The sequence below is a fragment of the Dialister sp. genome (assembly GCF_051885895.1).
Lineage (GTDB): Bacteria > Bacillota > Negativicutes > Veillonellales > Dialisteraceae > Dialister.
In genome coordinates this window covers 1-8,348 of sequence record NZ_JBJEXP010000068.1, presented here as the reverse complement: position 1 = coordinate 8,348, position 8,348 = coordinate 1, and the positions used below count along the sequence as shown (strand labels likewise).

Here is an 8,348-nt window from a genome sequence, read left to right as displayed (position 1 = left end):
GGCAGTTACAGGGAAAGGATTTCTCGATGAAGAGAAGTAAGGAAGCGGTGGTTCTTCCATGGGGAAAAGACATGGCCCGAGAGTCACGGGGCATGATATTTTACAGTACAGCAGGGAGGTATTTATGAAATTTATCCATACAGCAGACTGGCATCTGGGAAAGCTCCTGAAGGAGCACAGCATGACCGGGGATCAGGAATGGCTTTTGCTCCATCAGTTTTTACCTCTGGTGGATAAGGAAAAGCCTGATGTGATTCTTCTGTCCGGGGATGTGTATGATCGATCCTATCCGCCGGAGGAAGCAGTGGAGCTTTTTGACCGCATGACCCAAGAAATTGTGGGAAAACGGAAGATTCCCTTTATCATCATCAGCGGAAACCATGACAGTGCGGAACGTCTGGCGGTAGCCAGCCGTCTGCTGGAGGGCCAGGGGCTTTATATTTTCGGGCCTCTGACCCGGATCAGGCCGGTGATTCTGGAAGATGATGAGGGAAAAGTGGCCTTCTGCCCCATGCCCTATGCGGAACCGGCCCGGGTGCGGGTGATGCTGAATGTGCTTTCCCTGGACGGGGCGGAAAATGTCCATTCTTATGAAGAAGCGGAGAAAGCCCTGTCTGATTACCTGCTTTCTCTTCTGCCGAAGGGAGAGCCCATAAGGAAAGTGGCTCTGGCCCATGCCTTTGCTGCCGGCGGGACGCCGTCGGAATCGGAACGGCCGCTTTCCATCGGAGGCTATGACCGTATCAGCGACGCTGTCTTTGCACCCTATGATTACACGGCCCTGGGCCACCTGCACCGGCCCCAGCGGACGCAGCAGAATTCCGAAAGAATCCAGTACAGCGGCAGCCTTATGCGCTACTCCTTCGATGAAGTGGACCAGAAGAAAGGGGTCATTGTCGGGGAGCTGGACGGCAGGGGAAATGTGCATACGGAATTTCACAGCCTGGTTCCCCGCTATGAAGTACGGGATATGGAAGGCTCCTTTGACCGGCTGATGGGAGAGGAGACGCCGCCTTCCGAAGATTACCTTGAAATACGGCTTACCGATGAGGAACCGGTGATTGATGCCATGCCCAAGCTTCGGGCGAAATTCCCCAATGCCCTGGGCGTGGAGCAGGATATGGGATACAAGGACGACGAAGGGAGCCGGAATATCCATCTGGAGAAGATGAGCGATGAAGACATTCTGAAACGGTTCGTCCACCAGTTCCGGGACCGGGACCTGTCAGAGGATGAGGAAAAACTGGCCCTTGCCACCTGGGAAAAGGTTTACAGAAAGGAGAATGAAGAATGAGACCGTTGAAACTGACCATGCGGGCCTTCGGCCCCTATGCGGGAGAAACCGTTATTGATTTTGAAAAGCTGGACGGCCGCCACCTCTTCCTCATCTGCGGCCCAACAGGCGCAGGAAAGACTACCATTCTCGATGCCATGTGCTATGCCCTTTACGGCAAAACAAGCGGTGACCGGACAGGGAGCCACATGCGGAGCGACTATGCCACCAGCGCCCAGAAGACGGAAGTCATTTTTGATTTCATGATTGGCGGGAAAACCTACCGAGCCATCAGAAGCCCGGAACAGCTCATCGACAAGAAGCGGGGCAAAGGCCAGACAAAGGCCGCCATGCAGGCATCCCTGTCGGAACTGGAGAACGGAAAGGAAGTCCGCACCATCCGCACCGGCGTAGAAGAGGCGGCAGGAAAGCTCATCGGATTAAATGCCAGCCAGTTCTGCCAGGTTATCCTTCTGCCCCAGGGAGATTTCCGCAAGCTCCTGGTAGCCAAGGCGGATGAAAGGGAAGCCATTCTGAAGCAGCTCTTCAAAACCCAGCGGTTTTCCGATTTCCAGAATGAACTGCGCCTTTCCCTGAATGACCTTCTGAAAAAGAAGGCCGCAGAAGATACGGAGCTTACCGCCACCCTGGCTATGGCCGCCGTGTCCGGAGAAGAAGAACTCCGAAAGGAAACAGAAGAAACAGCCCGTTTCCTGGCCGGCATTAAAAAGAAGAGAGAAGAAGAGGACCGGAAATACGCCGATTTCCAAAAGGACTACCAGAAGGCGGCGATTCTTACCACCCATTTTGAAACCCTGGCGAAAGCAGAGACCCAGCTGAAAGCCCTTCTGGGAAAAGAAGAGGAAATGAAGCAGGCAGAGGAAAGCCTCAAATATATCCGCTCCGCCCGGGAGCTGGCTCCCTATTTTGAAAATCTTTCCAAAATCATGAGTGACGGCAGACTGGTAAGAAAGGACCGGGACCGGTGCGAAGCAGAAAGGGATAAGGCGGCTGCTGAAAAGGATAAGCTGGCAAAGAAATCGGAAGAACTGGAATCCCGGAAGGAGGAAGTAGAAGGATACCGCAGGAAATCAGCGGAAATGGTGCAGTGGATGCCCAAAGCCAAGGCCTACGGTGCCACCCTGCGGGAAGTAAACCGGCTTACGGAAAAGGTGATGGAAGCACAGGCGGAACTGCAGAAACTCAATGACAAAGCGGAAGCGGACAGAAAAATGAAGGAAAAGGCAGAAGCAGAAGCGGAAGCTCTCCGCCGGGATTATATCTTCGGTCAGGCTGCCATTCTGGCCAGTCAGCTGAAGGATGGCGAGCCCTGCCCGGTGTGCGGCTCCATCCACCATCCCCGCCCTGCCTTTTCAGATAAAAAGCTTCCCACAGAGGAGGAAGTGAAAAGAGCCCAGGAAAGAGCATCCAAAGCGGCGGAAGCATGGAGCGACAGCACCCAGCTGGCCCAGCAGTATCAGGTTTCCGCCTACGTATCCGCCATTTCCGAACAGGGCTATGCCCAGGCCAAGATGAGGACCCTGGAAGACGTGCCGGAGGAATTCAGAAAGCCTATCGCTCTCCGGGATGCCATCCATAAGCTGAACGAAGAAATCCAGCGCTGGGAAAAGGAAACGGCAGACACCGCCAAAGCAAGGGAGCAGGCGGCATCTGCCTTTGCGGCTGCCGATGCAGGATACAAGGCATCCGAAGCCCAGCGGATAAAGCTTTTGAATGACTATGACCAGTGGAAAAAGGCACTGGAGGAAAAATCCAGAGAAGCTGGCTTTGAAAGCCTTGATGCCTGCCGCGGATGGTACGAAAGGAGGGACCAGGAAAAAGCCCTGACCGATGCGCTGGAAACGTACCGCCGGGAGCGCCAGGGCGCTGAAAAGGTCAAGGCCGACGAAACGGATTTCCTCAAAGGCAGTGAAAAGCCGGATATGACCCGCCTGAGCGAGGAAGACAGGAATCACCAGAGCGCTATCCGCAGCATGGTGAAAATGATTTCCGACGGGGAAAACAGGAAGAAACTGCTGGAAGACACGGCGGCCAAAGTGAAGGACATTGCAGAACGCCACGAAAAGACGCTGAAGGACACCAGTCTGGTGTCGGGGCTCTATAACCTTACCAGAGGCGAAAAATCCCGCATTACCCTGGAAAGATACGTCCTTGGCGCTCTTCTGGATGAAGTGGCCAAAGCGGCCAACCTGCGCCTTCTGGACATGAGCCGCCGCCGCTACAGCCTCCACCGCATGGCCGGCGACAGCACCGACGGCAAAGGCGGTCTCACTCTGGAAGTGTCGGACAGCTATACCGGACGCTCCCGTCCCGCCAATACCCTTTCCGGCGGTGAAACATTCCTGGCCTCCCTCTCCCTGGCACTGGGCCTGGCAGACGTGGTGCAGGCCAAACAGGGAGGCGTCCGCCTGGACACCATGTTCATCGACGAAGGCTTCGGCACTCTGGATCCGGATGCACTGAACAGCGCCATGAATACATTAATCGACCTGCAGAGCACAGGAAGGCTGGTGGGCATTATTTCCCACGTGCCGGAACTGGAGGAACGGATTGACGCAAGGCTCAGGGTGACGCCGGCAGAAAAAGGAAGCAGGGCAGAATTTGAGATTCTGGAATGAGGCAATAACGTCACTGAGCTGTATTCCCAAAGGTTGACACGCCCTGCGGGCGTGAAGGTTGATGGCGCCGACGGGCCTTCGGCCCTGGCCGCCAAGGGTTCGGCCCGGGATCGGCTTCGCCTTCCGGGCTGGTTCTGAGGGCTCCGCCCTCGGGAGTTATAAAGTACTGTGGAGGTCCTGCATAGGACCTCCAAGTCAGCCAAAGTTGGCCCTTAGCCTGCCCATAAAAGGGCCTGCCTGTTGGTTGGCTGACCGTACCACTGGCGAAGTACGGCGCCCTTCGGGCGCATGATAAAATGGCGGCACCGGTGCACCCTGCCTCTACGGAGTGGGCTTTATAACTTCCTTTGGACCAGCCCGCTCTGTGGGTGGAACCGGAGGCCTCCAGGGGCGCAGCCCCGGCGAGGCCTTGAACCCGGGCGCCGAAGGCGCCTGAACCCCCTGCTGTCGGGAATACTGTCCAGTAGACAACAGCAGAAGATAGAAGACAGCAGTCTTCACTTTCCCACTGTTTCACTGTCCCCCTATCCACCAATATGCTAAAATATAAAGTGCAAATATCATTTCATGAAAGGAGGCATTTTTTTGGCTGATACTTATCAGGGTAAGGATTTCCGTCCGAAGAAGGACTGGAAAAAGAATTCAGATACAGACACCATGATCGTATCCCGGGTGCCTCCGCAGAATATTGATGCGGAGAAGTCCGTTCTGGGCGCCATGCTGCTGGACAAGGATGCCATCCTTACAGCTGAGGATATGCTCACGCCGTCTGATTTCTATAGAGAAGCCAATGCCATTATTTTTCAGGCCATTCTGAACCTGTCCCACCGGGGCGAACCGGCGGATATTCTCACGGTGACGGAAGAACTGAAACGCATGGGACGGCTGGACGATGTGGGAGGCGTGCTCTATGTGAACGAACTTCCCGCCAACGTGGTGACTACCAAATCGGTGGACCGTCATGCGGAAATTGTGGCAGGCAAGGCAAAGCTCCGTCGGCTCATTGACGCTGCCGGCACCATAGCCGATGAAGCCTATTCCGAAAGGCAGGATGTGGCGGACATTACGGACGATGCGGAAAAGTCCATACTGGAAGTGACCCGGGATGAAAGACACTCCGATTTTACGCCCATTGGAGAGGCTGTACAGTCGGAACTGCAGGAAATTACAAGAAAATTCCGCAATAAGGAATCCATCACCGGCCTGGCCAGCGGATTTCCTTCTCTGGATGCACTGACCAGCGGCTTCCAGAAGGGGGATTTCATCATCGTGGCAGCCCGCCCGTCCATGGGTAAAACTGCATTTGTGCTGAATATTGCCAAAAACATGAGCATTTCTTCCGCCCACAGGAGCGTGGCCTTTTTCTCCCTGGAAATGTCCCGGGAACAGCTGGTACAGCGTCTTCTCTGCTCCACGGCCCTGGTGGACAGTTCCCGCCTGCGCACCGGACGGATTTCCACCCAGAAGGAATGGGATCAGCTGGCCAATGCGGCCAGCGTGCTTATGGATGCGCCGCTCTATATCGATGATACGCCGGGCATTTCCGTTTCGGAAATTCGTTCCAAGTGCCGCCGCCTGAAAGCGGAACACGGGCTGGATATTATTATGATCGACTACCTCCAGCTCATGCAGGCCAAGAATGCATCCAGAAACGGGGACAACCGGCAGCAGGAAATTTCCGAGATTTCCCGCTCTCTGAAAAGTCTGGCCAGAGAATTGAATGTGCCGGTCATCGCCCTGTCCCAGCTTTCCCGAAGCGTAGAGTCCCGCCAGGATCACCGGCCCTTCCTTTCCGACCTCCGCGAATCGGGCTCTCTGGAACAGGATGCGGATATGGTGAGCTTCCTGTACCGCGAAGCTTACTATAACCGGGAAATTGAAGATGATGATCCGCGGAAAAATGAAACCGAAATCATTCTGGCTAAAAACAGAAACGGCCCCGTAGATACGGTGAAACTTCATTTTGCCGGCCAGTTCACTCTTTTCTATGAAATTACCAACCAGGAACCGCCGCCGGATATGCAGTAGGCTTGAGACAATGGTGCCGGCTGGATGTATTCCCGAACGCAAAAGGGTTGACGCCCGCTTGTGCGGGCGAGGGTTCCATCGTTCGTGCGCTGCTGCGCCGAACGATGGGTTTAGACCGCAGAGCGGGCCGGTTCAAAGGGGAGTTTTAAATGCCGCCGTAGGCGGCACTATATAAAACTCATCGCCGTCAGGCGATACCACCCCCCCCGCTGAACCCGCCCGCTGAAAGCGGGCAGAACCTTGTGAACTTTGTGAACCCGGCCGCCAAAGGCGGCCCATGTATAAGAACAGGTGATATCATTGGATTTATTTGGACATGAAGATCCCGAAGAGTACGCAGCCCGCCGGCGTCGGGAGATGTATGGAGAAGGGGAGCGGGAAACATACCCCACCCATGAAGCGCTGGCTATGGCCATTCGCAGCTGCAGCCGGTGTCCTTTGCGGCGGGAAGGGGGACTGGGGCCTGTCCTTTCTTCCGGGCCTTCCGATGCGCCTCTCATGATCGTAGGGGAGGGCCCCGGCGGGGTCGAGGATGATTACGGAGGACCCCTGGTGGGCCCCTCCGGACAGCTTCTGGACAAGGCGCTCTTTTCCGTAGGCATTACAAGAGATCATGTATATGTGACGAATATTGTCAAATGCCGGCCTCGGGGCAACAGGACACCTACCATGGAGGAAGGCAGCTTCTGCGGCTCCATCTGGCTGGCTGCGGAAATTGCCCTGGTTAAGCCAAAGGTCATTGTAGGTCTCGGGAAGGTGGCGCTTCGTTTCTTCCTGGGCCATGAGGCAGGTATTATCCGGTCCCGGGGACACTGGATTGACTACCATGGCATACCGGTTATGCCCACCTTCCATCCGGCCTACCTGCTTCGCCAGTCCGGACGGAGCCTGGTGGATTCCAAATGGCAGGTTTACTATGATCTTCTGGCAGCCAAGGAAAAGGCATCCGCTCTGGCACCGGACTGGGTATGGAAGAGCGAAGCCATGCCGAACCTTTTGGAAGGTCTGGCGGAAGAACGAAAACGGAGACACGGGGAAAATCCATAATCTATACATATAATCATTTCTAATACAGAAGGGGACATATATTGATGAAACACATCATCCTGGCAGCCGTTCTCTGCGCTGCCCTGGGAACCTGCGGAATTCTGGAAGCGGGCGCTGCAGAAGAACCGATTTCTGAAAGCGGGGAAGTTACAGTCATTAAAGGAAAAGTCCTGAAAACCGAAAAGGTGAAAAAGACGGACAGAAGCCATGCAAAACAGAAAGCCGGAGAGAATACAAAAAAGAAAAGCTCCGGCAGACAGGACGTGCAGCAGCCTGCTGCTCTCTCGGTGGAAAAAGCCGACGCAGCGGCAGTGAAACAGGACGCCGCTCCGGCGGAAGAAAAGCAGGATGCGGAAGAAGTGAAAAAAGCGCCGGAAAAACCGAGGTTTGAGGACAAGCGCATTGAAATCAATCTTGCCAGCCGCCTTCTGACCCTCTACCAGGGCGACGTGGGCATCCGCATGTACCCCATCGCTCCGGGGAAACCATCCTCTCCAACCCCGGTAGGCAGGAGAACCGTGGTGGATATGGAAATCAATCCCACCTGGATAGATCCGGACACCGGCACCACCATTCCGTCCGGACCTGACTGCCCCATCGGCTACCGCTGGATCGGCATAGGCGGCAATTACGGCATCCATGGCACCAACGTACCATCCGCCATCGGCACCTATGCCTCCCATGGCTGTGTCAGACTGAATGAAAAAGATGTAGAAGATCTCTACGCGCATATCGTCAAGGGCATTCCCGTAGACATCCTTTACGAACGGGTTGTCGTGCAGCAGGAACAGGATCACACTGTCGTCTACTACATCTATCCCGACGGCTACGGACGGGAACCGCTGGACGTAAGCAAAGTACGGCAGAAACTGGCTCCCTTCGGTGCAGCGGCTTTTGTGTCCGATGAAGACATTCAGCAGGCCATCACCGCCTCTGATGGAAATCCAAGATATGTGGCAAAGGTCTATGATATTTACCTGAATGGAAAGAAACTGGAACCGAAAGCCCTGGGCAAGGACGGCCACATCTATCTACCCATCATTCCTCTGGCCAGAGCAGCCGGTATCAAAGCCGAATGGTCTGCCAACTGGAATGAAATCCGCACTCCCTACGGAAGCGCCAAGGCAGTCATGAGAAACCGGGCTCTTCTCATAGATGCCGCCGATGCACCAGCCCTCCTTCATCTCACCGGAACGCTGGATAAGGACTATAATTACGATTTACAGTAAATCATAAACATGAAAAAGGACTGTGAAAAATGTTCAATGAGCTGACCCCCAATTGTTAGACCAAAAATCTAACAATTTTGGGGGTCAGTTTTTTATGGCAAAACACAGTTATGAATTTAAGAAAAAAATAGT

Annotated in this window: 5 protein-coding genes; all 5 read left to right on the top strand. The window is 54.7% G+C overall.

From position 1 onward, the window contains the following. Nucleotides 1-124 precede the first annotated feature (124 nt). The 5 genes from ACI4N7_RS05695 to ACI4N7_RS05675 all read left to right on the top strand — a co-directional run bounded on the left by ACI4N7_RS05695 (nt 125) and on the right by ACI4N7_RS05675 (nt 8,216). Entirely contained in the window at nt 125-1,294 is a 1,170-nt protein-coding gene (locus ACI4N7_RS05695) for an exonuclease SbcCD subunit D (RefSeq protein ID WP_439732397.1), read from the top strand. Then, nucleotides 1,291-3,912, top strand: a complete 2,622-nt coding sequence (locus ACI4N7_RS05690; protein ID WP_439732396.1) for an AAA family ATPase — start codon at nt 1,291-1,293, stop codon at nt 3,910-3,912. The genes ACI4N7_RS05695 and ACI4N7_RS05690 overlap by 4 nt, the downstream gene beginning before the upstream one ends. A gap of 585 nt (nt 3,913-4,497) precedes the next feature. After that, a complete protein-coding gene (dnaB, locus tag ACI4N7_RS05685; protein WP_439732395.1) occupies nt 4,498-5,940 on the top strand; it encodes a replicative DNA helicase in 1,443 nt (480 codons plus the stop codon). A 300-nt stretch (nt 5,941-6,240) separates the two neighbouring features. Continuing rightward, nucleotides 6,241-6,987 (top strand): uracil-DNA glycosylase, encoded by a 747-nt coding sequence (locus ACI4N7_RS05680; protein ID WP_439732394.1) that lies wholly within the window; start codon nt 6,241-6,243, stop codon nt 6,985-6,987. A 44-nt stretch (nt 6,988-7,031) separates the two neighbouring features. After that, a complete protein-coding gene (locus ACI4N7_RS05675; protein WP_439732393.1) occupies nt 7,032-8,216 on the top strand; it encodes a L,D-transpeptidase family protein in 1,185 nt (394 codons plus the stop codon). The last annotated feature ends 132 nt before the right edge of the window (nt 8,217-8,348 follow it).